Origin of the sequence: Streptomyces sp. NPDC005576 (genome assembly GCF_042871745.1) — a bacterium.
Classification (GTDB): domain Bacteria; phylum Actinomycetota; class Actinomycetes; order Streptomycetales; family Streptomycetaceae; genus Streptomyces.
This window is the reverse complement of the sequence record NZ_JBIAJC010000002.1, coordinates 164,523-185,032: the sequence shown is the minus strand read 5'-3', so window position 1 is coordinate 185,032 and position 20,510 is coordinate 164,523. Positions and strand designations below refer to the sequence as shown.

The following is a 20,510-nucleotide window of genomic DNA, read 5'->3' as shown; positions in this document are numbered from 1 at the left end:
TGAACCGCTCATCCACTTGCCCCACGCGAAACTATCGCCGGTCGTGGCACTGGACGGCCGTATCACCCTGTGGATGTGCCGGATCAACTGACGGGGTAGACCCACGGGTTGGGCTTGCAGGAGATCCCGTCGATGTCGAGCGACTTCGTCTGCTGCTGCATCACGGGTGCCTGCGCGCCCGGGGTACGGCAGCTCACGTGGTTGTGCCCGAGCCGGTGTCCGACCTCGTGGTTGATGAGCATCTGCCGGTAGGGCAGGAGCTTGTCGGGGCCGAAGGTGGCCGATCCCTGGGCCCAGCGGAAGGCGTTGATCATGACGCGCTCGGTGGACGCGGAGTCGCAGGAGACGTTGTCCTCGGTGGTGTCCAGACCGGACTTCTCACACCAGACCCCGGTGGTACCGGGACTGGCCAGGGTGATGACGAAGTCGGGCGCGCCCGTGGAGACCCGCTCGAACGTCATGTCCCCGTGGTGCGCCCAACTGCGGTCGTCGTTGAGGGTCTTCTGCACGGCCTCGGCGAAGAGGGCCGGATCGAGACCCAGCCCTTCCTCCACGTCGATGCGGTAGCGGTACTTGTGCCCGGTGCCGGGCGCCTTCGCCGTGCCCGGGACGACCTCGAACTTCCCGTTGCCCGCCAGATCGGCGGCGAGCGGGTAGGGCGTGGCCATCCTCTCGTCGTACGTCAGTGCCTTCAGCGGTACGGGCGTCGCGGGGGTGGGGCGCGCGTCGGAGCGCGACGCTCCCTGCCCGCTCTGCCGGGTCCCGGACGCCTGCGGGGAGTCGTCGCCGTGCCCCTGGGCCACCTGCCCGGCCACCACGACGGCGAGCACCGTGGTCACCGCCGCCGCCGCGATACCGGTGAACGTCCGTGCCCTGCCGCCCCGGCCGCCCGTGCCGGGGGAGAGGTCCGCCCCGCCGGAGCCGTCGCCCGCCCCGCCGTCCGGGCCGCCTTCCGCCCCGCCACCGCGCCGGTCCTGAGCACCGGGGGATTCCTCCGCCACGGCGGGCACGGCCACCCTCGACGGGACGTGCCGCACCGGCAGTCCCACCGACGGCGCGTCGAAGGCGTCCACGAACTCGGGCCGCGGACCGGGTATCAGCGGCGTGCCGCCGGGAGCGGGCCGCGTCACCGACCGGCCGACGGGAGCCGTGCCCCGGCCGTTTGCGCGGAGGTCGCCCGTACGAGGTTCCGCCGTACGGGGGGCTCCGGCGCGGGGCGCTCCGGCCGGAAGTTCGCCCGAACGTGTCTGCCTGCGGGACGGTTCGACGGGCCGCGGGGACCGTGGGACCTCGCCGCGGGGGTAGCGCGGCTGCGGACCGGTGCCCCAGCCGCCGCCCGGTTCGCGCTGTTCGGGGTGGCCGCCGCGCACCTGCGGGACACCCTGGAACGGGGTCTCCTCAGCCGCCTCGGGCGGCCGCTGTCCGTCGCGCCCGGCGGGCGGCCCTTCCGGCGCCCGCCTGCGGCGACCGCTGCCGGAGTCCGCCCCCGGTGCACCTGCCGGGGCCGGTGCGGCTTCGCCCGCCGGGCCCGTGGCCTCGGCGCCCCTTCGGCTGTGTCGTCCCACGCCCCGGATCAGCTCCCGCCGTTGTCTTCCACCAATTCCCGGACCGCCTGGGCGACCGTCTCCGGGTACTCCATCATCGCCACGTGCCCGGCCTCGGGCAGTGACAGGAGGCGCGAGTCGCGGAACGCCTCGGAGGCCCTGCGCGCCATCCGGTACGAAACCAGTCTGTCCCGTCCTCCGTACACCAAAAGCGTCGGCGCGAGCACGCGCTCGGCCTGGCGCCACAGTCCCTGCTGTCCGCCCAGCGTGTACGCGTCGACGATCCCCCGGGCGGAACGTGCCATGGCGTCCCAGAAGTACGGCAGTTCCAAGCGCCGTTCCATCTCGGCCACCGCGTGACGGAATCCCTCTTCGGTGATCCGCCCGGGATCGCCGTAACAGAGTGCCATGACTCCGCGGGTGCGCTGCTCGGCCGTCATGCCCCGGCTGAGCCGGGAGAAGAGGGCCGCGACGCCGGGGAGCGCCAGCAGTCCGGTCGGCACGGCCGGACGCTGGACGCGGATCTCCGGGAGCGCGGGCGAGATCAGGGTGAGGGTGCGCACCAGGTCGGGCCGGACGGCCGCGACCCGGGTCGAGACCGCGCCGCCCAGCGAATTGCCGACGAGGTGGACCGGTCCGCGCCGCTGCGCGTCGAGCAGCCGGATCACCGCCCGGGCGTGGGCCGTCACCGAGTAAGCGCCGTCGTCCGGCGGCGGTGAGTCGCCGAAGCCCGGCAGGTCGACCGCCTCGCCGTCCACCACGTCCGCCAGCAGCGGCATCAGGGCGGACCAGTTCTGCGAGGAACCGCCCAGCCCGTGGACGTACAGCGCCGGAGGGAGCCCGGCGCGCGCGCCGGGGCGGGAACGGACGGTCAGGCTCAGTCCGGCCAGGGGGACGGTACGCAGGCTCTCCCCGGACGCGACGTGCACGGCACTGACCGTGGGGGCGACCGCCGCGGCGGCGGCCTCGACACCCGGCAGCTCGGTCGAAGACATGCGGCAATGTTACGAGACGATCACGCGCTGATTCATGTGTTCGCGGTCACAGGCCGCATCGCGGGGCAGGAGTCAAGCTCATAGGCTTCGGATGACGGACGGAAGGGAGTCACCATGACGGTCGACCCGAGGGACCCGGAGACGTTCGAGGACGAGCAGCCGGACCCGCCAGGCCTGGAGACGCCCGCCGCGGACGCCGCGGAGCAGCGGACGGAGGTCCGGCCGGAGGACGACGAGCCGCTGACGGAGGTCGACACCGACGAAGCCGACGAGGCCGACGTCGCGGAACAGACCAAGGTGGTCGCCGAGGACGAGGACGACTACCGCTGAGTGGCCCGCCGGACACCGCCTTCGGCGCCGGCCACGACCGTGCCCCACCGGGCACGTGCTCGTGGCCGGTGGCGGAGTGGAGCGGCTGCGCGGGGGCGGGCGGCGCCGGCCCACGGCCGGAAGTCGCTCCGGGGGGGCGATTACCGATGAAACACACAGTTCAGGACCGCTTCGTCCCGGCCCGGCCGGGGACGTGACGTCGGCCGGTGGCTACCGGAGTTGTCCGGTCCGTGAAATTCTGCGTCCGCGCCGCGCGCACCCGGGTTACCCAAAAGTACGATGGGCATGCGGCGCGGCAAGCACGGAACACCGTGTCGGATCACACATTTGGGAGGCGGCGTGAGCGCCATCGAGCAGACAGAGGCAGCGCGCCCGCGGGGCACTCGCCTGCCCCGCCGCGCCCGACGCAACCAGCTGCTGGGCGCCGCCCAGGAGGTGTTCGTCGCGCAGGGGTACCACGCCGCAGCGATGGACGACATCGCCGAGCGGGCCGGCGTCAGCAAGCCGGTGCTCTACCAGCACTTCCCCGGGAAGCTGGAGCTCTACCTCGCCCTCCTCGACCAGCACTGCGAGTCGCTGCTCCAGGCGGTGCGTACCGCCCTCGCGTCGACGACGGAGAACAAGCAGCGCGTCGAGGCCACCATGGACGCCTATTTCGCGTACGTGGAGGACGAAGGCGGCGCCTTCCGCCTGGTCTTCGAGTCGGACCTCACCAACGAGCCCGCCGTGCGCGAGCGGGTGGACCGGGTGTCCCTCCAGTGCGCCGAGGCGATCTCGGACGTCATCGCGGGCGACACGGGCCAGTCCAAGGACGAATCGATGCTGCTCGCCGTCGGCCTGGGCGGTGTCGCACAGGTGGTGGCCCGCTACTGGCTCTCCAGCCCCTCCGGCATCCCGCGCGACACCGCGGTGCAGCTGCTCACCTCGCTCGCCTGGCGGGGCATCGCGGGCTTCCCGCTGCACGGGACGGAGTAGCGTCGCCGGGCGTGTTCGCTGCGGGCGTGGCCGGTCGGGCCGTGGGCGCTCCGTCCACCGGGCTAATGTGGCTGCGTACGGCGCGGCTACCGCGCAGGGACTGACCGTCGGAGGGACATAGCCGTGGAGGTCAAGATCGGGGTGCAGCACACGCCCCGCGAGATCGTTCTGGAGAGCGGGCTTTCCGCCGAGGACGTCGAGAGCGCGGTCGCCGAGGCGCTCACCGGAAAGGCGCGGCTGCTCAGCCTCACGGACGAGAAGGGCCGCAAGGTTCTCGTGCCGGCCGACCGGATCGCGTACGTCGAGATCGGCGAGCCGACTGCCCGGCGTGTCGGGTTCGGCGCACTGTAGGCGGCTCCACACGCAGCACTACGGAACGGCCCGGCGGGATGTCCCGCCGGGCCGTTCCGCATGTCCGGGGAGCACGCCGTACCCCACGCGGCATGCGGCCCGTTCCGCACCCCGCCCCAGGTCGCCGCTGCGGAACACAGCGCTCCGCCGAAAGGTTTCCCCCGACCGGGGAAGGGTTGCGTGACGCAGGTCACGGGTAGGACGGCGTAGGCAGCGTCCTACGGATCAAGGCCGATCGGACGCGGCGTGCCGCGCCGGACGCCGTGGCCCGTCCAGATCCGCCGGACCTGTCCAGCCAGGGCCCACCGGCCCTCCCCCGGCGCTCCGCGGCGGCGGGGACGCACCGACGAACTCCGCGAGGTGATGCTCCGTGATCTTGGAATCCTTCGGCTCCGTCGTGGTCGGGCTCGCCCTGTCCTGGGCAGCCCTCCACGTCCTGCCCGGCCGGCTCCCGTCGGCCCGCGCCGTCTATCCCACCGGCGCACTCGGAGCCCTGTTCGGGGCGTATCTGACAGATGGTGTGCTGTACTCCGGACACGCCACGGCCACGGTCGCCGGCGCGCTGGTGGTCGGCGCGGTGACGCTTTCGCTGCTGATCCGGCCGCGCGACCGGCGCCGGATCACGGGGTCGGCGGCCACCCGGTAGTCCCGTCCGCGGTGGTTCTCCTCGCGGTACTCCCGTCAGGAACGTACCCCCGCGGCGGATGCGGCCGGACGGGCCGCCGCCCACGCGCCGGGCAGGCGTCAGGCGGCGAGGCCCAGGGCGGCCATCCGCTTGGTGTGCGCCTCGGTGATCCGGGAGAACATCCGGCCGACCTCGGCCAGGTCGAACCCGTCCGCCACACCGCCCACCAGCATCGTCGAGAGGGCGTCGCGGTCGGCGACCACCCGCTGGGCCTGCGAGAGCGCCTCGCCCATCAGCCGCCGGGCCCAGAGGGCGAGCCGGCCGCCGACGCGGGGCTCTGCCTCGATCGCGGCGCGCACCTTCTCCACCGCGAAGTTGCCGTGGCCGGTGTCGTCCAGGACGGCGAGCACCAGTTCCCGGGTGTCCGCGTCGAGCCGGATGGCGACCTCGCGGTAGAAGTCACTGGCGATCGAATCGCCGACGTACGCCTTGACCAGCCCCTCCAGCCAGTCGGAGGGAGCGGTCTGGCGGTGGAAGTCGTCCAGCGCCTTGCCGAACGGCTCCATCGCCCCGGTCGGGTTCTCGCCGATGGCCGAGAGCCGCTCGGTGAGCTGCTCGAAGTGATGGAATTCCGCGGAGGCCATCTTCGCCAGTGCCGCTTTGTCCCCGAGGGTCGGCGCGAGTTTGGCGTCCTCGGCGAGCCGCTCGAAGGCGGCCAGCTCCCCGTACGCGAGGGCGCCCAGCAGATCCACCACGGCGGCGCGGTACTGCGGATCGACCGATGCCGTCGACCAGCTTCCGGCGGCGATGCCGGTGGGGGCGGGGGCTTCGTCGGGTGTGCGAGGTGCGTTGTCAGGCGTCTCCATGGAGCGCACAATAGCCCGCACCACCCCGGTGGTAAGGGCCCGGTCCACCACCGAGATCACACCGTTCCGATGAATTCGCCCAACACACATGCGCGAATCCGGGGTACAGTGGTAATGCGCCTACTGAGCATTTTCGTGTGCCAGGGGCGCGCCCTTTGAATGAGGATGCCCGGTCGGAGGCCCGATCGGCTCCGACCCGACAGCCCTCCGCGCGGGTCGTACACACCGTACGACCGCAGATGAGGGGCCCCCTCAGCGGCACGAGCGCTCGAGCGACGGCAGTGGTCCCGCGCCACCCGCGCCCTCCCGGGGCCGGATGACCAACCCCGGCACGGTACGACCCCCAGCGTTCGCCTCGGTCCGCGTCTCACAGAAGAGGCAGCACCCTGACTACCTTCCGCGACCTCGGGATCCTCCCCGAGACTGCCGAGGCCCTCGAAGCCGTCGGCATCCTGTCCCCCTTCCCGATCCAGGAGATGACGCTCCCCGTCGCGCTCTCCGGCAGCGACGTCATCGGCCAGGCGAAGACCGGCACCGGCAAGACGCTGGGCTTCGGTCTGCCGCTCCTGGAGATCGTCACGGTCCCCGCCGACGTCGAGGCGGGCCGGGCGGCGCCCGAGAAGCTGACCGACGCGCCGCAGGCGCTCGTCGTCGTCCCCACGCGCGAGCTCTGCCAGCAGGTCACCAACGACCTGCTCACCGCCGGCAAGGTCCGTAACGTCCGCGTCCAGGCCATCTACGGCGGCCGCGCGTACGAGCCCCAGGTCGAGGCGCTGAAGAAGGGCGTCGACATCGTCGTCGGCACCCCCGGCCGCCTGCTCGACCTGGCGGGCCAGCGCAAGCTCGACCTGTCCCACGTCCGCGCCCTCGTCCTCGACGAGGCCGACGAGATGCTGGACCTGGGCTTCCTGCCCGACGTCGAGCGCATCCTCACGATGCTGCCGGCGAAGCGCCAGACCATGCTCTTCTCGGCGACGATGCCCGGGGCCGTGATCAGCCTCGCCCGCCGCTACATGTCGCAGCCCACGCACATCAACGCCACGTCGCCCGACGACGAGGGCACGACGGTCAAGAACACGACCCAGTTCGTGTACCGGGCGCACAACATGGACAAGCCCGAGCTGGTCTCGCGCATCCTCCAGGCCGACGGCCGGGGACTGGCGATGATCTTCTGTCGCACCAAGCGCACCGCCGCCGACATCGCGGAGCAGCTGGAGAAGCGCGGTTTCGCCTCCGGCGCGGTCCACGGCGACCTCGGCCAGGGCGCCCGCGAGCAGGCGCTGCGCGCCTTCCGCAGCGGCAAGGTCGACGTCCTCGTCTGCACCGACGTCGCGGCGCGCGGTATCGATGTCGAGGGTGTGACCCACGTCATCAACTACCAGTCCCCCGAGGAAGAGAAGACCTACCTGCACCGCATCGGCCGTACCGGCCGCGCGGGTGCCAAGGGGATCGCGGTCACGCTGGTGGACTGGGACGACATCCCGCGCTGGCAGCTGATCAACAAGGCGCTGGACCTGAAGTTCCCGGACCCGCCGGAGACGTACTCCACCTCTCCGCACCTCTTCACCGACCTCGGCATTCCCGAGGGCACGAAGGGCATACTGCCGCGCAGCGAGCGGACCCGCGCGGGTCTGCGCGCGGAGGAGCTCGAAGACCTCGGCGAGACCGGTGGCCGTGGCCGCAAGGCGCCCGCCGCGTCCGCCCCCGCCCGTGAGACGCGCGAGGAGCGCCCCGCGCGCACCCCGCGCCAGCGCCGCCGCACCCGTGGCGGAACCGGCGAGGAGGGCGCCGCCACGGTGCCCGCACCCTCGACCGAGGCCGTAGCGGTACCCGCTCCGGACGAGGCCGGGGACGCCGGCACGACGGAGTCGCGCACCCCGCGCCGCCGTCGTCGTGGCCGGGTCGGTGTCGCGGAGGCCGTCGCCGCCGAGGCGGCAGCCGTGGCCGTCGTCGAGGCGCCCGCACCGGTGGCCGTCGTCGAGGCGCCCGCACCGGTGGCCGTCGCGGAGGCCCCCGTGGCCGTCGCGGAGGCTCCGGCCGCCGTCGAGGCCACCAAGCCCGCACGCCGCCGCCGCACCCGTGCCGCTGCTCCGGCCGAGCCGGAGTTCCAGACGGTGGCCGTCGCCGGGGGCTTCAGTGAGGCCTCCGCCGAGGCCGCGACGAAGCCGCGCCGCCGCGCCCGGATCGTGAAGCCCGCCGCGGACGAGGTCGACTTCCAGATCGCCCCGCCCTCGGAGCCCGAGTCCGACAGCCGGACGCGCCGCCGTCCCCGTACGGCCACGAAGCCGGCCGCCGAGACGAAGGCCGGCGGCGCGACCGAGACGAAGCCCCGGACCCGCAAGGCCGCCGCGGCGAAGACCGCCGTGCAGGCCGAGGCCGCTCCGGTCGCCGACGCCGACGCCGTGGAGGAGAAGCCGAAGCGCCGTCGCCGCGCCGCCGTCAAGCCGGAGACCTCCGTGGTCACCGAGGCGGAGGGCGTGACGGGCGAGGTGTCAGAGGCCCCGGCCCGGACCCGTCGCCGCCGCACGCGCCCGGCCACCGCCGACGCCGTGTCGTCCGAGAGCTGACACTCGCGGCAACCCGCAGCACGCCGGACGGCCCCGCTCCCCGACCATCGGGGGGACGGGGCCGTCCGGCGTTTCCGGGGCCGTCCCCCGATGGTCGGGGAGGGCGCGAACCAGCCCTTAACCTCGTCCCATGAGCCGGCCGCCGACCTTCACCCCGCCCCCCTGTGCCCGCGCCCGCGTGCTGCACACCCCGCGCGGCGACTTCGCCGCCCTGGACGCCGTGGCGCGTACGGAAACGCGCGGGACGGTCCTGATGCTCCCCGGCTACACCGGGAGCAAGGAGGACTTCGTCGCCCTCCTCGAACCCCTCGCCGTCGCGGGTTTCCGCGCCGTCGCCGTGGACGGCCGGGGGCAGTACGAGAGCTCGGGCACGGGTCGTCAGGAGGACTACGCGCAGGGTGAGTTGGCGCGGGACGTGTTCGCGCAGGCGAAGGCGCTCGACATCGGTGACGGCGCCGCCCCGCACCTGCTCGGCCATTCGCTCGGCGGCCAGGTCGCCCGTGCGGCCGCCCTCCTGGACCCCGCACCCTTCCGCTCGTTGACACTGATGTCGTCCGGCCCGGCGGAAATCTCCGCCGGGCAGCGGGACAAGGTGAAGCTGCTCGGCGAAGCGCTCTCCGCGCTGACCATGGAGCAGGTGTGGGAGGCGATGCGGGCGCTGGACCCGCCGGAGGACGCCGACACCGGCGGCGGCGAGGATCTGCGCCGCCGGTGGCTGCGACACGACCCGGCGCAGTTGCTCGCCACCGGCCACCAGTTGTCCGTGGAGCCGGACCGGGTGGACGAGCTGGCCGCCACCGGCCTGCCCGTCCACGTCCTCTCCGGGGAGCGCGACGACGTGTGGCCGGTCGGCCTGCTCACCGCGATGGCCCGCCGTCTGGGCGCCCGCCGCACCACGATCGCGGGCGCCGAGCACTCCCCCAACACCGCCCGCCCCGAGGAGACGGCCGCGGCGCTGGTGGCGTTCTGGTCCGGCCTCTGAGCCGCGGGCGGGCCGGGCGGGGGCCGGAGACCGTCCTCAGGCCGGTACGGGTTGGCTCGCGGCGTCGCGGGGCCGGGCACGCGCGCTCGCGGCGTGGCCGGAGCGCCCTGGTAGCGGAGCTACCAGGGCGCTCCGGCGCCTTGCGGTCGCACGCACCCAGCCCCGCTCCTTCTTCCGCGCGACAACCCCATACAGGCCCTAGAACTGCGCCTGGAGGTGCTGCCAGAAGCCGTCACGCAGTGCCCGGCGCAGCGGGGCGTGCCCGCGCAGGGAGTGCTGGAGCAGGCGTTCCGCCTCGACCAGGAGATCCTGGTCCACGGAACCCGGCAGGTACGGGTGGCCCGGCATCAGGTCGACCAGGGACTCCCGCCCCTTGGCAGCGAGCCAGGCGGCGGCGACCTGCGCACCGACGAAGCGGACGTCCTCGCGGGAGGGCGCCGGTCCTTCGTCCTCGTACGTGGTGACCGGGCGGCGGGTGACGTAGGGGCGGCAGAAGTCCAGGTCGAAGGTGCGCTGGCTGTCCACCTCCCAGAGGAGCGGCTCGGCCTGGTTGCGGCCCTCACCGGCCTCGATGCCCCAGAGGTGGACCCGGGCGCCGTACCCCTGCGCGGCTTCCACCGCCGAGACGAGGTCCTCGTCGCCGCCGACGAGGGCGGCGTCACTGATGGCGCGGTGGCGGGCGAGTGATTCGAGGTCGGTGCGGATGAGGGAGTCGACTCCCTTCTGCTGGTTGTTGGCGTTGAGGTTGCCGAGGCGCACTTTGACGTCGGGCAGTTCCGCGATGGACTGCTGCTCGGTGGTGTGGGTGCGGCGCCGGGCGCCGTCGTACCAGTAGACGCGCAGAAGCCGGCTGTCCGCGAAGATCGTGCGGGCCTGTTCGATGAACGCCTCGATCAGCCCTCCCGAGTCGAGGTCGAAGGAGCGGCGGTCCTCGGTGCCGGTGACGAGAAGTCCTGCGGCGGCGTAGACATAACCCGCGTCGACGAAGATCGCGTGGGTGGAAGGGGTTTTCGAGACCTCGGCGAGGACACGCTGGAGGAGCTGGTTCGTCAGGTCCAGGCGGTCCCGGATGTCGTCCGGGGTGGTGGGGAAATCGGCGTCGGTCATGCGGGATCCGACGTCCGTGACGGAGTGACTGCCAACAGGTACTTAGACATCCAAAAAATTTCCTTAGCGTAGGGAATGTTTCTCGGGGGGCGGGCCGTTGTACCCCTCGTAGGGAGTGGGACCGCAAGGCCCCGCTTCCTTATCCTTGCGGACGGGGTGTCCCGTCCGACCAGTAGTTCTCCAGCAGGAGGATCGGACGAAGGGAAGCCCTGTGCGCTTCGAGATCATGCGACTCGACGATGTCGACGGTACCGCCGTGGACAGCACCGTTGTAGACGCCGCCTCCGTCAACCGGATCGTGCAGCAGGCCGCGGCTATGGGCCAGCGCATCTACATTCGGCCGGCAGAGAGCTCGGCCTCGTAACACCTTCCGGCAGTACGCCTTGATGAGAAGTCGAGTCGCCCCCGTACGGATCTCCGTACGGGGGCGCAGTGCGTCCGGGGCCGGCCGCTCCGGTGGTACGGGCCGGTTCAGCCCTTCTGGATGACCTGGGTGACACCGTTGATGATCTGCTGGACCGCGATGGCGGAGAGCATCATCCCGGCGAGCCGGGTCACCAGCACCACACCGCCGTCCTTGATGACCCGGATGATCACCAGCGAGTGACGCATGGTCAGCCAGAGCACCACGTGCATGACGGCGATCGCCGCCCAGACCGAGATCTGGCTGCTCACGGTGTGCGCGTGCTGCACGGCCAGGATCACCGAGACGATCGCGCCCGGACCGGCCAGCAGGGGCATGCCGAGCGGTACGAGTGCCACGTTGACGTCCTTCGTCTGCGTCGGCTCGTCCGTCTTGCCGGTGAGCAGGTCCAGCGCGATGAGCAGCAGGAGCAGACCGCCGGCGATCATCAGCGCGGGCACGGAGACGTGCAGGTAGTCCAGGATCTGCTGGCCGAGCACGCCGAAGACGGCGATCACCCCGAAGGCGACCGCGACCGCCTGGAGCGCCATCTTGCGCTGGGTCTTGGCGGGGCGGCCCGCGGTGAGGGCCAGGAAGATCGGCGTGATCCCGGGCGGATCCATGATCACGAACAGGGTGAGGAAGAGCGAACCGAAAACAGCGACGTCGAACACAGTGAGCCTTGAGCCTTGCTGGAGATGAGAAGAAGCAGGTCGGGGAGGGAGACCGCGCGCGGGCGCCCCCTGGCTCGCCGGAGCGGGGCTACGGGAGGGCCCGGGGCGCGTGAGGATGGCGCGGGGGGTGTGAAGGGCGCCGGGGTGTGAAGGGCGCCGGAGTACGGCTGCCGCGGCCGACCGGACGTCCGGCCGCCGCGCGGGAGAGGGAGCGGTACGGGCAGTACGCGGGGCCCTCAGCGGGTGAGGGCTCCACCGGCGCCCGGCACCGGGAAGGCTCCCGTGGCGCGCCGGGTGATCTCGCCGTAGATCTCGGGGTCGGTGGTGTACTCGCCGAGCGCCACGGTCTTGCGGCTGCCGTGGTAGTCGCTGGAACCGGTGGTCAGCAGTCCCAGGTCCGCGGCGAGGCCGCGCGACCGGGCGCGGGTGGCCCCGTCGTGGTCCATGTGGTCCACCTCGATGCCGTCGAGTCCCGCCGCGGCGAGCCGGGCGATGGCCGACTCGGGGACGACGGAGCCGCGCTTGACGGCCTGCGGGTGGGCGAAGACGGTGACCCCGCCCGCGGCCTTGACCAGCCGGACGGCGTCGAAGGGGTCGAGTTCGTGCTTGGCCGCGTTCGCCCGGCCGCCGTCGCCGAGCCACTCGGGGGTGAACGCGTCGGAGACGGTGGGGACGACGCCGAGTTCGACGAGGGCGGCGGCGACGTGCGGGCGGCCCACCGAGCCGTTCCCCGCGATCCGGGCGACCTGCTCCCAGGTCACCGGTACGCCCAGCGCCTGGAGCTTGACCACCATGGCCTGCGCGCGCGGCACCCGGTCGTCCCTGACCAGCTCGCGCTCGCGGGCGAACTCGGGTTCCTCGGGGTCGAAGAGGTACGCCAGCATGTGCAGGCTCACCCCGTCGAGACGGCAGGAGAGTTCGGCACCGGTGACGAGGGTGAGGCCTTCGGGGAGGGCCGCCCGCGCCTCCGCGTGGCCGCGCACGGTGTCGTGGTCGGTGAGGGCGACGACGTCGAGTCCGGCCGCCGCCGCGTGGGCGACCAGCTCGGCCGGGGTGTCCGTACCGTCGGACGCGGTGGAGTGCGTGTGCAGGTCGATACGCACGACGATGACTCCTGTGCTCGCGGCGGACGGTGGGGACGCTCCAGGATAACCATCGCCCGACCGCCACCCGACCTCCGTCCGGACGGCCGTACCGAGCCGCCCCCGGCCGTAGGGAGCCGCCCCTCGCGGAAAGAGCGCGCCGGCCGCACCCGGCCCGCGTCGCAGAGGCGCGTCGGCCGCCCTCAGCGCGGTGCGGGGCCCTGCCGGGGCGGGCCTTCGGGGATGCCGAGCAGACGGGGGGTGAGGGCACCGCAGGGCACCAGGTCCACTTCGGCCCCCGCGTCGCGGAGGTCGGTGAGCACGAGTTCGTCGTACATGAGGAGCGCCGACTGCTGGGGCCAGACGATCGCCCAGAGCCAGAGCCCGCGCGCCTCGCCCGCGAAGACGGCCCGGTCCTCGGGGACGCCGTTCACCTGCCAGAGCGGGGTCGGGCGGCCGGCGGCGAGCACCTTGGCCGCGGGGGGACCGTCGACGCGCATGCGGGGGCCGGGGTCGGGGCCCTCGATGCCGGCGTAACGGGCGCCGAGCCCGACGCCGAGTTCCTCGGCGACCAGCAGCAGTTCGCCGAGCCCGCCGAGCGGGCCGGGTCCTGAGCAGACCAGCGCGGTGGCGCGGCCACCGCTGCGGTCGTCGCCCGCGTGCGCCACGCCCGTGAACAGCCAGCCCACCGGCAGTGGCCACGGCATCCAGACCGGCACCTGCGCGCGGTGGACCACCACTCCGAGCGCCTCGACACTCGGCGGGACCACCGGTTGCATCGGGTGGACCGGACCGTGCGCGGGGCACTGCCAGGAGTCGGCGAAGAGACCGGGCGCCCTTACCCGGCCACCGCATTTCGGGCAACTGGGTTCGCCCCTCATAGCGACCCACGGTCCCCCTCCCGCGTCGCCACGTCAAGGACGGTCACCCGTCCGCAGCGTGGCTTCCGCCAGGACGTGCCGTTGTGCGAGGCGGCGCTCCGGCCCCGGCATGGCGTACGGACCGCTGGTGGGCGCAGTGCCCGGCAACGCCGGCGGCCGCTCCCCGTTCCTCGGCACCGCGGCCCCGATGACGGTCGGGTTCGTCCGCCTCGGCGGCGTCTCCGCTCGCCGACCGACACCCGCGACGACCCGGCCACTCACGCACGACACGGACGGGTGAAACGCTTGAACGTGGACGGGTGATCTCAGTCCAGCGGTACGGAGGTGCGCAGCGGGTCCCGCAGGTCGGTGCCGTGGGAGAGCCAGCGCTCCTGGAGCTCCTGGGCGCCCCGGACCCGCTTCCAGGCGGCCTCGTTCGGGGTCATCGGGAGCAGCGGCAGGAAGCGCACCGGGTCCATCGGCGCGTCGAGCTCCAGGTCCTCCACCAGTCCGCCGGACTCGGCCACGAGCACCGAGGAGAAGGGGGCCGACGGCCAGAGCGGGTCGCCCAGGTCGAGGGAGGCGCCGGGCGCCACGATCACGCCTTCGACCTGCGGGGACGCCGCCAGCACGGCGAGCGGGCGGAGGACCTGGTCGGTGTCGGCCAGGCCCGCGCGCACGGAGAGCACCAGTTCGGCGCGGGGGCCCTTCACGGGGTCGGCGAGCGGCGAGGTGGGGTCCGCCATGGGCTGGGCGGACATGCCGAGGGTGGCGTAGCGGACCACGTCCCCGTCCAGGAAGCGCAGCACTTCGATGCGGTCCGTGCCGAGGAAGGTGACGGCGGCGCGGGCGTCCGGCTCCCCCAGAGCGGTGCGGAGACGGGCTTCGACGAGCGCGAGAATTTCTTCCATGCCGCGAGCATAGAACGCGTATCGAACGGGCAAAGTAAGGGATTGACCCCGGGCCGACTGATAGCCTGGCCGCCGGTCGGGACAGCGCGCGATGCGGCGCCCTCTCCGTCCCGACAGCACGTCGTCCCCCACGGGGGACCGACCGGAGGAGGTGGGGACTGCCATGGATCCAAGTCGACCGTGCAGTACCGAGCGCTCTTCCGTCTCCACCGTTACCCGGTGATTTCTTAAGCCCTCTCGGTCAGGGCTCGTGGCTTGTCGCACGGCGGAAGAGCATCCCGTTTTTTGCCCTGTCTGTAGCGAACGCCGTCGCCACCGCTCCGCGGTGCCGCCCGCTTTGCGGACGTGGTTTCCACGTCTCCATTCCGGGCTGTTCCGCCTGCGCGCACCGCACGGCCCTTTCGTGTAGGAGCCTGCCATGTCCATGATCCGTGACCTGCGCGCCGCCGTGCGCCCTTCCCTGCGGCCCTCCTTCCGCAAGACCCCAGCCCCGTACACCGGTTACGACACCACCCGCGACCCGTCCGCCTCCAGTGCCGTGGTGGACTGCGCGGTCTACCGCGACGGCCGCCGCATGGAGGCCTCCGCCTGCCAGACCCCGCACGAGGCGATGCTGCGGGTGCGCGAGGGCGGCGGCTTCGCCTGGATCGGGCTGCACGAACCCACCGAGGCCGAATTCGCGGTCATCGCCCGGGAGTTCGGGCTGCACCCGCTGGCGGTCGAGGACGCGGTCCACGCCCACCAGCGGCCGAAGCTGGAGCGGTACGACGACACGCTCTTCACCGTCTTCAAGACCATCCACTACGTCGAGCATGCCGAACTCACCGCGACCAGCGAGGTCGTGGAGACCGGCGAGGTGATGTGCTTCACCGGCCGGGACTTCGTGATCACCGTCCGGCACGGCGGTCAGGGCTCGCTGCGCGCCCTGCGCCACCGCCTCCAGGACGATCCGGAGCTGCTCGCCAAGGGCCCGTCCGCCGTGCTGCACTCCATCGCCGACCACGTGGTGGACGGTTACATCGCGGTGGCCGCCGCGGTGCAGGACGACATCGACGAGGTGGAGATCGACGTCTTCTCCACTCCGACGAAGGGCAGCGCACGCGGCACCGACGCCGGGCGGATCTACCAACTCAAGCGTGAGGTGCTGGAGTTCAAGCGGGCCGTCTCGCCGCTCCAGCGGCCGATGCAGCTCCTCAGCGAGCGGCCGATGCGGCTGATCGACCCGGACATCCAGAAGTACTTCCGCGACGTGGCCGACCACCTCGCCCGGGTCCAGGAGGAGGTGCTCGGCTTCGACGAACTGCTGAACTCGATCCTCCAGGCCAACCTGGCGCAGGCGACCGTCACCCAGAACGAGGACATGCGCAAGATCACGTCCTGGGCCGCCATCGTCGCCGTGCCCACGATGATCTGCGGGGTCTACGGCATGAACTTCGAGCACATGCCGGAGCTGAAGTGGACGTACGGCTACCCGATGGTGCTGGGCGTCATCGCGGTGGTCTGTTTCTCCATCCACCGGACGCTGAAGCGCAACGGCTGGCTCTGATTCCCGCCACGCGGGCCCGGACGACGGGCCGTTAGGCTCTTCGCCATGACTGCTGACTCGTTGCTCGGGCAGGCCCTCGTCGAGGAGGCCACCAAGAAGTCCGGCCTGATCTGGGTGCGCGCCTCCGGCGCCGCCCGGGCGCTCTGGCACGTCTGGCACGAGGGCGCGGCGCTGCTCGTCGGCGGTCCCGGTGAGCAGCCGCTCCCGGACGGTCTGGCGGACGGCGCGCGGGCCGGGGTGACGGTGCGCAGCAAGGACAAGGGCGGCCGGGTCGTCGCGTGGACCGCCTCGGTGGCCGAGCTCGCCCCGCACTCCGAGGAGTGGGAGGCGGCGGTCGCGGAGCTGAAGGGGAAGCGGCTGAACGCGCCCGACGCGGAACGGCTGACGGAGCGCTGGGCGCGCGACTGCCGGGTGGTGCGGCTGACGCCCGTGGCGCACACCACCGATCTGCCGGACGGCTCGCTCGCCGCCCGCCCCCTCGCCACCCCGGCGATCACCCGCGAACCGGTACCGGCCGGACTCCCCCGGCTGCTGCTGAAGAAGCGCCGCCCCAAGGTCTGAGGGCCGGCGTTCCGCCCCCGGCCCTCAGCAACAGCCGCCCCCGGCCCTCAGCAACGGCCGGCCCGGACCTACGAGCGGCTCAGCCGGAGTTCTTCGGCAGCTCGCCGCCGTAGTCCACCGTGTCGTCCTGCGGCGGGGCCGCCAGGTCGAAGGAGCGGCCCCAGTCGGCGAGGGTGACCGTCCCGCCACCGCCGCCGCGCGCCACCTTGACGGGGTACGGCGTGCCGGTGAGCGACACGTCGAACGCCCCGCCCTCGCCCTTCCCGCCCAGGATCTTGATGGTGGGGACGCCGGTGATGGTGTCCCGCTCGCCCTTGTTGACGGTGCCGTGCAGGGAGAGGAGCCCGTCGAGCAGGGTGTCCTTCTCGGTGAAGCCGCGCAGTTGCTTGTAGGTGGGGTCGTCCTCGGGCACCTTGACGTACTTGCCGCCGAGCTTCCTGGCGGCCTCTCCGTCTCCGTCCTCGCCCTTGCCGTCCTGCTCGGCGCTCCAGAAGGCGGTGTCCGCCTTGAGGTAGAGCTCGTCACCGACCCGGAGGACGGCGAAGGTGTTCTGCCGCGAGGTGACGGAGCCGGTGCCGCCGTCGGCGTTGAGCCGCATGTCGAGGGTGTAGCTGCCGTCTTTGCTGATGAGGGTGCCCGCGAGGTGGACGGCGGTGGCGGCGTCGGCGGCGGCTCGGGCCCGGGTGTCGATCTCCGTGGCGGAGAGCTTGCCGATTCCGTTCGTGCCCTTGTCGGGGTCCTCGCCCGTGCAACCGGTGAGGACCAGGGCGAGCCCCGCCCCGAGTGCCACGGCGAGCGCGGTGCGGCGGGCCCGTACGGCGGGGGCGTAGGAGGTCACGCGTACTTGCCTCTCGTCATGCGTGTGGGATGGCAAGCGGCAGCGTACCCGGGGTTCGGACGCCGTCCGGAAGGGAGCCGTCCGGGCGTGCGCCAGGTCGGTACGGAGGGGTACAGAGCGGGGCGCAGCGGTACGGGCTAGCCTGAATCCGGCACACCGGCGTCACCGGCGCCCCTGACGTACGGTTAAAGGATCACGTCGGGTACATGCACGCGGCAACGGTACGGAAGGGGTGCGCAATGGCATCGGGCGCGCCCAGGGTCTTCGTCTCGCACCTCTCCGGAGTCCCGGTCTTCGATCCCAACGGCGACCAGGTCGGCCGGGTCCGCGACCTGGTGGCGATGTTGCGCGTCGGCGGCAGGCCGCCGCGGCTGCTCGGCATGGTGGTGGAGGTGGTCAGCCGGCGGCGCATCTTCCTGCCGATGACCCGGGTGACCGGGGTCGAGTCCGGCCAGGTCATCACCACCGGAGTGATCAACATGCGGCGCTTCGAACAGCGCCCCACCGAGCGTCTGGTGCTCGGGGAGTTCCTGGACCGGCGGGTGCGGCTCGCGACGAGCGGCGAGGAGGTCACCATCCTCGATGTGGCCATCCACCAGCTGCCGGCCCGCCGCGACTGGGAGATCGACAAGTACTTCGTCCGCAAGGGGCGCGGCGGGGCGCTGCGCCGCAAGGGCGAGACCCTGACCGTCGAGTGGTCGGCGGTCCGCGACTTCTCGCTGGAGGAGCACGGGCAGGGCGCCGAGAGCCTGGTCGCCACCTTCGAACGGCTGCGCCCCGCCGACGTCGCCAACGCCCTGCACCACCTGACGCCCAAGCGCCGGGCGGAGGTGGCCGCCGCCCTCGACGACGACCGGCTCGCCGACGTCCTGGAGGAGCTGCCGGAGGACGACCAGGTGGAGATCATCGGCAAGCTCAAGGAGGAGCGCGCGGCGGACGTGCTGGAGGCGATGGACCCGGACGACGCGGCGGACCTGCTCTCCGAGCTGCCGGAGGCGGACAAGGAGCGGCTGCTGACGCTGATGCGCCCGGACGACGCGGCCGACGTGCGCCGGCTGATGAGCTACGAGGACCGGACGGCGGGCGGTCTGATGACGACCGAGCCGATCGTGCTGCGCCCGGACGCCACCGTCGCGGACGCGCTCGCCCGGGTGCGCCAGTCGGACCTCTCCCCCGCGCTCGCCGCCCAGGTGTACGTCTGCCGGTCGCCCGACGAGACGCCCACCGGCAAGTACCTCGGGACCGTCCACTTCCAGCGGCTGCTGCGGGACCCGCCGTTCGCGCTGGTCAGCTCGATCGTGGACAGCGACCTCGTGCCACTGCCGCCGGACACCCCGCTGGCGGTGGTCACCAGCTATCTGGCCGCCTACAACCTGGTCTCGGTGCCCGTGGTCGACGAGAGCGGCTCTCTGCTGGGCGCGGTGACCATCGACGACGTGCTGGACCACCTGCTGCCGGAGGACTGGCGGGAGACCGACTTCCACGGCGAGGAGGGGATCGCCCGTGGCCGCTGAGGAGCGTACGAAGGCGGCGTCCACCGGTTCGTCCGGGATGGTGCGCCCGCCCAGGTTCCGGCTGGACCAGCCGAAGGCCCCGCGCCGCCGGCTCATCCCGGAGTACGACCCGGAGGCGTTCGGCCGGTTCTCGGAGCGGATCGCCCGCTTCCTGGGCACCGGGCGGTTCATCGTCTGGATGACGCTGATCATCGTCCTCTGGGTGCTCTGGAACATCTTCGCGCCGACGGCGCTCCGGTTCGACGAGTACCCGTTCATCTTCCTGACGCTGATGCTCTCGCTCCAGGCCTCGTACGCGGCGCCGCTCATCCTGCTGGCGCAGAACCGCCAGGACGACCGTGACCGGGTCACCCACGAGCAGGACCGCAAGCAGAACGAGCGGTCCATCGCCGACACCGAGTTCCTCACCCGGGAGATCGCCGCGCTCCGGATGGGCCTCGGCGAGGTCGCCACCCGTGACTGGATCCGCTCGGAGCTGGAGGACCTCGTGAAGGACCTGGAGGACCGGCGGATCCTCCTTCCGTCCGAGAGTGACGAAGGCGACCGCTGAGGGGCTACCCGCGCGTAGCGCCACGCGCCGTAACATCGTCGTATGGCTACGGAAGACGCGGTGCGCGAAGCACTGGCGACAGTGAACGACCCGGAGATCCACCGCCCGATCACCGAGCTCGGCATGGTGAAGTCGGTCGAGATCGATCCTGACGGTGTGGTGGCTGTCACGGTGTACCTCACCGTCTCCGGCTGCCCGATGCGCGAGACCATCACCCGGAACGTCACCGACGCGGTCGCCGCGGTCGAGGGCGTCTCGCGGGTCGAGGTCACCCTGGACGTGATGAGCGACGAGCAGCGCAAGGAGCTGGCGGGCGCGCTGCGCGGCGGTACCGCCGAGCGCGAGGTGCCCTTCGCCAAGCCCGGCTCGCTCACCCGCGTCTACGCGGTCGCGTCCGGCAAGGGTGGCGTCGGCAAGTCCTCGGTGACGGTCAACCTCGCCGCGGCGATGGCGGCCGACGGCCTGAAGGTGGGCGTCGTCGACGCCGACATCTACGGCCACAGCGTGCCCCGCATGCTCGGCGCCGACGGCAAGCCGACCCAGGTCGAGAACATGATCATGCCGCCCTCCGCGCACGGCGTGAAGGTCATCTCCATCGGCATGTTCACCCCGGGCAACGCCCCGGTGGTCTGGCGCGGCCCGATGCTGCACCGGGCGCTCCAGCAGTTCCTCGCCGACGTCTACTGGGGCGACCTCGACGTCCTGCTGCTCGACCTGCCCCCGGGCACCGGTGACATCGCGATCTCGGTGGCGCAGCTCGTGCCGAACGCCGAGATCCTCGTCGTCACCACCCCGCAGCAGGCGGCGGCCGAGGTCGCGGAACGGGCCGGTTCGATCGCGGTGCAGACGCACCAGAAGATCGCCGGTGTGGTGGAGAACATGTCGGGCATGCCGTGCCCGCACTGCGACGAGATGGTCGACGTGTTCGGCAGCGGCGGCGGGCAGCGGGTGGCGGACGGTCTGACGAAGACGATCGGCGCCGAGGTCCCGGTGCTCGGTTCGATCCCGATCGACGTACGGCTCCGCGAGGGCGGCGACGAGGGCAAGCCGGTCGTGCTCTCCGACCCGGACTCCCCCGCCGGCCGCGCGCTGCGCTCCATCGCGGAGAAGCTGGGAGGCCGTCAGCGCGGCCTGTCCGGCATGTCGCTGGGCATCACGCCGCGCAACAAGTTCTGAGTCCCGTGGAGACCGGCGGGTCTCGCGGCTGACGCATGAGGAGCCGGGCGGTC

General features: G+C 72.3%; 22 protein-coding genes. 13 read left to right on the top strand and 9 right to left on the bottom strand.

Annotated elements, in window-relative coordinates; translation table 11 throughout:
• Positions 1–83: 83 nt before the first annotated feature.
• Both ACFYPN_RS04145 and ACFYPN_RS04140 read right to left on the bottom strand, forming a co-directional pair.
• Complete coding sequence (locus ACFYPN_RS04145; RefSeq protein WP_389296640.1) at positions 84–1,565, bottom strand: DUF3152 domain-containing protein; 1,482 nt, start codon at positions 1,563–1,565, stop codon at positions 84–86.
• Between the two features lie 8 nt (positions 1,566–1,573).
• Positions 1,574–2,539 (bottom strand): alpha/beta hydrolase, encoded by a 966-nt coding sequence (locus ACFYPN_RS04140; protein WP_358762338.1) that lies wholly within the window; start codon positions 2,537–2,539, stop codon positions 1,574–1,576.
• A 114-nt stretch (positions 2,540–2,653) separates the two neighbouring features.
• On the opposite strand from ACFYPN_RS04140, the gene ACFYPN_RS04135 reads away from it, so the two are divergent.
• The 4 genes from ACFYPN_RS04135 (at position 2,654) to ACFYPN_RS04120 (ending at position 4,841) form a co-directional block, all read left to right on the top strand.
• Positions 2,654–2,869: a hypothetical protein gene (locus ACFYPN_RS04135; RefSeq protein ID WP_358762340.1), complete on the top strand. Its 216-nt coding sequence runs from the start codon at positions 2,654–2,656 to the stop codon at positions 2,867–2,869.
• A gap of 339 nt (positions 2,870–3,208) precedes the next feature.
• Entirely contained in the window at positions 3,209–3,844 is a 636-nt protein-coding gene (locus ACFYPN_RS04130; protein ID WP_266708815.1) for a TetR/AcrR family transcriptional regulator, read from the top strand.
• 123 nt (positions 3,845–3,967) lie between these two features.
• On the top strand, positions 3,968–4,195 hold the full coding sequence (locus ACFYPN_RS04125; protein WP_358762342.1) for a DUF3107 domain-containing protein: 228 nt from the start codon (positions 3,968–3,970) through the stop codon (positions 4,193–4,195).
• Positions 4,196–4,565: 370 nt separating this feature from the next.
• Complete coding sequence (locus tag ACFYPN_RS04120) at positions 4,566–4,841, top strand: hypothetical protein (protein ID WP_358762344.1); 276 nt, start codon at positions 4,566–4,568, stop codon at positions 4,839–4,841.
• A 98-nt stretch (positions 4,842–4,939) separates the two neighbouring features.
• Here the strand turns inward: ACFYPN_RS04120 and ACFYPN_RS04115 are convergent, their stop codons facing one another.
• On the bottom strand, positions 4,940–5,686 hold the full coding sequence (locus tag ACFYPN_RS04115) for a ferritin-like fold-containing protein (RefSeq protein WP_358762346.1): 747 nt from the start codon (positions 5,684–5,686) through the stop codon (positions 4,940–4,942).
• A gap of 476 nt (positions 5,687–6,162) precedes the next feature.
• Here ACFYPN_RS04115 and ACFYPN_RS04110 point away from each other — a divergent pair, with 476 nt between their 5' ends.
• Positions 6,163–8,253 (top strand): DEAD/DEAH box helicase, encoded by a 2,091-nt coding sequence (locus ACFYPN_RS04110; RefSeq protein WP_389296639.1) that lies wholly within the window; start codon positions 6,163–6,165, stop codon positions 8,251–8,253.
• A 130-nt stretch (positions 8,254–8,383) separates the two neighbouring features.
• The gene (locus tag ACFYPN_RS04105; protein WP_389296638.1) at positions 8,384–9,235 is read left to right on the top strand and encodes an alpha/beta fold hydrolase; all 852 of its coding nucleotides are present in this window, start codon (positions 8,384–8,386) and stop codon (positions 9,233–9,235) included.
• A 198-nt stretch (positions 9,236–9,433) separates the two neighbouring features.
• On the opposite strand, the gene ACFYPN_RS04100 is transcribed toward ACFYPN_RS04105, so the two are convergent.
• Complete coding sequence (locus ACFYPN_RS04100; protein ID WP_358762352.1) at positions 9,434–10,342, bottom strand: NYN domain-containing protein; 909 nt, start codon at positions 10,340–10,342, stop codon at positions 9,434–9,436.
• Positions 10,343–10,553: 211 nt separating this feature from the next.
• Between ACFYPN_RS04100 and ACFYPN_RS04095 the strand changes: the two genes are divergently transcribed.
• Positions 10,554–10,706 carry a hypothetical protein gene (locus ACFYPN_RS04095; protein WP_015611185.1) on the top strand — a complete coding sequence of 51 codons (153 nt, stop codon included), beginning with the start codon at positions 10,554–10,556 and terminating at the stop codon, positions 10,704–10,706.
• A 107-nt stretch (positions 10,707–10,813) separates the two neighbouring features.
• On the opposite strand, the gene ACFYPN_RS04090 is transcribed toward ACFYPN_RS04095, so the two are convergent.
• From ACFYPN_RS04090 to ACFYPN_RS04080, 3 genes are all read right to left on the bottom strand, one after another.
• Complete coding sequence (locus tag ACFYPN_RS04090; RefSeq protein WP_389296637.1) at positions 10,814–11,419, bottom strand: MarC family protein; 606 nt, start codon at positions 11,417–11,419, stop codon at positions 10,814–10,816.
• Between the two features lie 236 nt (positions 11,420–11,655).
• A complete protein-coding gene (locus ACFYPN_RS04085; RefSeq protein WP_389296636.1) occupies positions 11,656–12,522 on the bottom strand; it encodes a PHP domain-containing protein in 867 nt (288 codons plus the stop codon).
• 182 nt (positions 12,523–12,704) lie between these two features.
• Positions 12,705–13,382, bottom strand: a complete 678-nt coding sequence (locus ACFYPN_RS04080) for a DUF6758 family protein (RefSeq protein ID WP_358762358.1) — start codon at positions 13,380–13,382, stop codon at positions 12,705–12,707.
• Positions 13,383–13,509: 127 nt separating this feature from the next.
• Here ACFYPN_RS04080 and ACFYPN_RS04075 point away from each other — a divergent pair, with 127 nt between their 5' ends.
• Entirely contained in the window at positions 13,510–13,662 is a 153-nt protein-coding gene (locus ACFYPN_RS04075) for a hypothetical protein (RefSeq protein WP_389296635.1), read from the top strand.
• 25 nt (positions 13,663–13,687) lie between these two features.
• Here ACFYPN_RS04075 and ACFYPN_RS04070 read toward each other — a convergent pair whose 3' ends face one another.
• Entirely contained in the window at positions 13,688–14,272 is a 585-nt protein-coding gene (locus ACFYPN_RS04070) for a suppressor of fused domain protein (RefSeq protein ID WP_389296634.1), read from the bottom strand.
• 418 nt (positions 14,273–14,690) lie between these two features.
• On the opposite strand from ACFYPN_RS04070, the gene ACFYPN_RS04065 reads away from it, so the two are divergent.
• Both ACFYPN_RS04065 and ACFYPN_RS04060 read left to right on the top strand, forming a co-directional pair.
• Positions 14,691–15,818, top strand: a complete 1,128-nt coding sequence (locus ACFYPN_RS04065; RefSeq protein ID WP_358762362.1) for a magnesium and cobalt transport protein CorA — start codon at positions 14,691–14,693, stop codon at positions 15,816–15,818.
• A 45-nt stretch (positions 15,819–15,863) separates the two neighbouring features.
• Complete coding sequence (locus tag ACFYPN_RS04060; protein ID WP_389296633.1) at positions 15,864–16,379, top strand: hypothetical protein; 516 nt, start codon at positions 15,864–15,866, stop codon at positions 16,377–16,379.
• A gap of 79 nt (positions 16,380–16,458) precedes the next feature.
• On the opposite strand, the gene ACFYPN_RS04055 is transcribed toward ACFYPN_RS04060, so the two are convergent.
• Positions 16,459–17,217, bottom strand: a complete 759-nt coding sequence (locus ACFYPN_RS04055; protein ID WP_389296632.1) for a hypothetical protein — start codon at positions 17,215–17,217, stop codon at positions 16,459–16,461.
• Positions 17,218–17,456: 239 nt separating this feature from the next.
• On the opposite strand from ACFYPN_RS04055, the gene ACFYPN_RS04050 reads away from it, so the two are divergent.
• Genes ACFYPN_RS04050 through ACFYPN_RS04040 form a run of 3 tightly spaced genes read left to right on the top strand, consistent with a single transcriptional unit; the run spans position 17,457 to position 20,457 of the window.
• Positions 17,457–18,731 (top strand): magnesium transporter MgtE N-terminal domain-containing protein, encoded by a 1,275-nt coding sequence (locus ACFYPN_RS04050; protein WP_358762368.1) that lies wholly within the window; start codon positions 17,457–17,459, stop codon positions 18,729–18,731.
• Entirely contained in the window at positions 18,721–19,281 is a 561-nt protein-coding gene (locus ACFYPN_RS04045) for a DUF1003 domain-containing protein (protein WP_358762370.1), read from the top strand. The genes ACFYPN_RS04050 and ACFYPN_RS04045 overlap by 11 nt, the downstream gene beginning before the upstream one ends.
• 42 nt (positions 19,282–19,323) lie before the next feature.
• Positions 19,324–20,457, top strand: coding sequence for an Mrp/NBP35 family ATP-binding protein (locus ACFYPN_RS04040; RefSeq protein WP_266708782.1), 1,134 nt, complete (start codon positions 19,324–19,326; stop codon positions 20,455–20,457).
• The last annotated feature ends 53 nt before the right edge of the window (positions 20,458–20,510 follow it).